Source organism: Kaistella sp., assembly GCF_032060305.1.
GTDB classification, from domain to species: Bacteria; Bacteroidota; Bacteroidia; order Flavobacteriales; family Weeksellaceae; genus Kaistella; species Kaistella yananensis.
Window position 1 is genome coordinate 1 of the sequence record NZ_DAMBHK010000135.1, and the last position, 2,206, is coordinate 2,206.

Sequence of the window (2,206 nt, forward strand, 5' to 3'; positions counted from 1 at the left end):
TAAGGTACACTGAACACGAACTTACCGCGCTTTATCGATATAGTTTGCGTGCTCTATTTACCAGTGTTGTTTTTAACAGGTTTGTAAGTGTGGGGCAGGTTGGCTATAAGGTATTTTTCCAATTTTTTTCGGTCTGCTTCAAGATCCAGAGGGTATTCGGTAGTGTTGGCCAGCAGTTTGTCGCCATATTCGTCGATGGTACATATGAATTTAGCAGGATTACCCGCATAAACCGTGTTGTCCGGTACTGAAGAACTAACAATACTCAACGATCCGATAATACAGTTGTTTCCTATGGAAACGCCCGGCATTATAACGCTTCCTTTACCGACGAACGAATTACTTCCAATGCGAATTCTTCCAAAATTTCTGCCGTTTTTATACCGTTCAATTCTTTTCGTAACTCTGGCGTCCCCTCCATGGTTGATGAAACCCACATTTTCTGCAATGGTAACATGATCGCCTATTTCTATGAGGAAAGGTTCTGAGCCGAAGTTCGGTATGCCCTGCACGAAGAAATTTTTTCCTACTTTCATCCCTTTGCTTTTTGCCACTTCAATGCTAGCAATTTTCACCATATTGTGGTAAATATCCCGAATTTTTAAAAGTATTCTATAGAGAAAAATCATCGTTATTTTTTTGCTAAATTAATGATGATTTTTTCAACTTTATTAAAAATCTTTCGGTTATCGAACTGTTCTTCAATATTGATCAGGTTTTCTTTGATATTTTGAACGAAAGATTCGTTGGTTAAGAATTTCTTCATCGCCTCATAAATTTCTGAGGTTTCGTAACGGATCAGGTGGCCGGTTTTGCCGTCCTCAATCATAAAGTCAAGATCGCCAACCCTTGTTGCTATAATAGGTTTTTCCAAAATAAGTGCTTCCGAAATTACCAGAGGCCAAGCTTCAGATTCGGAAGGCAAAATGAAGAAGTCTGCATTTCTAATGTAAGGGTACGGATTCATTTTGTTGCCGGCGAGAATAAAAGTTTCTTCAACGCCAAGCTTTTTCTGCTGGGACAAGAGGTTGGTAAGCTCTTCTCCGTCGCCTATAATCACGACTGAATGTTCGAAGCCATCTTTTAAAAGCCGGTGATGCGCGTCCATCAGTTTATGGTAGCCTTTTCTGGTGTGAAGTCTGCCCACGGAAACAAAAACCGGTCTGTTTTTAAAATCGGGAATTTTTTCCTCACTTTTTTTCCTTATTTCGTCGACAGGAACTGCGTTGACAATCACGCTTTCAGGTGGATACGGGAGGTTGGGATAAGTGCGGTGCATAATCTGCATGATTTTTTCTGAACAGTACACCATGTAATCGAACTGAGGAAAATGCCTGATAATTTTGGGAACTAATGGCTGAAGCTTTGGCAAATCAATCTCAGAGTGGAACCAGCCGATCTTTTTAGAATTTTTATTGGTGGATTGTAAAACCGAATCAAAATCATTATAAGTCATGGCGATTTCGATATCGTAATTTTCTTTCAAAATTTCTTTATCAATGATTTCCGGGCTTTTTCTAAATTTTTCAAGTTTTATTATTCTTTTGAAAAGTTGAAATTTTTGAAGAAGATAATTTTTCGAAAAATCTTCTTTTCCTTCTGCCAAATAAATTTTACGGACATGATGGGGAAATTCATTTCGCAGTTCTCCTTGGTTTAAGCTCAATAAAACAGTCATGTCAAATTTTTCTTTGTCCAGATTATTGAGCAGGCTGAGCATCACTTTTTCAACTCCACCCATTTCCATGGATCGGTGGCGAAAGAGGATTTTTATCTTTTTTTGTTCAGGTAGCATTTAAGAAAAACTTTGTAGAATAATTTTCAGTTTCTTTTTAATCCGATAAGTTAACGAATTTTGATATTCCAGTAAAGCAAAAATTTCCTCAGCTGTCGGGTAGGTTTCGGGAACTTTTTTACGATGAATGATTTTTAAACCCCTTCTCTGCATGCTGTCCCAAATAACTTTCCCCCAGTATTCGTAGGATTTTTTCTTATTGTCGTTCTGCGAAATACCTCCGGAATGGGTGCGGTACAGGTAATTGATTTCATTGATGAATTTAAAATTACCTTTTTCATACATTTTCAAATAGAGATCCTGATCTTCGGAGATTCTTAGTTCGGGATTCATCTTTTCGGTCTGTAAATAAATATTTCTCCTGAAACACACGAAATGATTAACGACAATAGGGCAGTTAAAGAAATAAGG

2 protein-coding genes and 1 pseudogene are annotated in these 2,206 nt (G+C 37.7%); all 3 read right to left on the minus strand.

Going from position 1 to position 2,206, the window contains the following annotated elements; genetic code table 11:
- Positions 1-53 precede the first annotated feature (53 nt).
- Entirely contained in the window at positions 54-629 is a 576-nt protein-coding gene (locus V5N63_RS11640; RefSeq protein ID WP_332034075.1) for an acyltransferase, read from the minus strand.
- A gap of 2 nt (positions 630-631) precedes the next feature.
- A complete protein-coding gene (locus tag V5N63_RS11645; RefSeq protein ID WP_332034076.1) occupies positions 632-1,795 on the minus strand; it encodes a glycosyltransferase in 1,164 nt (387 codons plus the stop codon).
- Positions 1,796-2,206, minus strand: a pseudogene (locus V5N63_RS11650) (glycosyltransferase family 2 protein); the annotation flags it as partial.

Bases quoted from the DNA above. Each gene is read 5' to 3' on its own strand.
- V5N63_RS11640 (WP_332034075.1), bottom strand. From the start codon at position 629: ATGATTTTTCTCTATAGAATACTTTTAAAAATTCGGGATATTTACCAC.
- V5N63_RS11645 (WP_332034076.1), bottom strand. From the start codon at position 1,795: ATGCTACCTGAACAAAAAAAGATAAAAATCCTCTTTCGCCACCGATCC.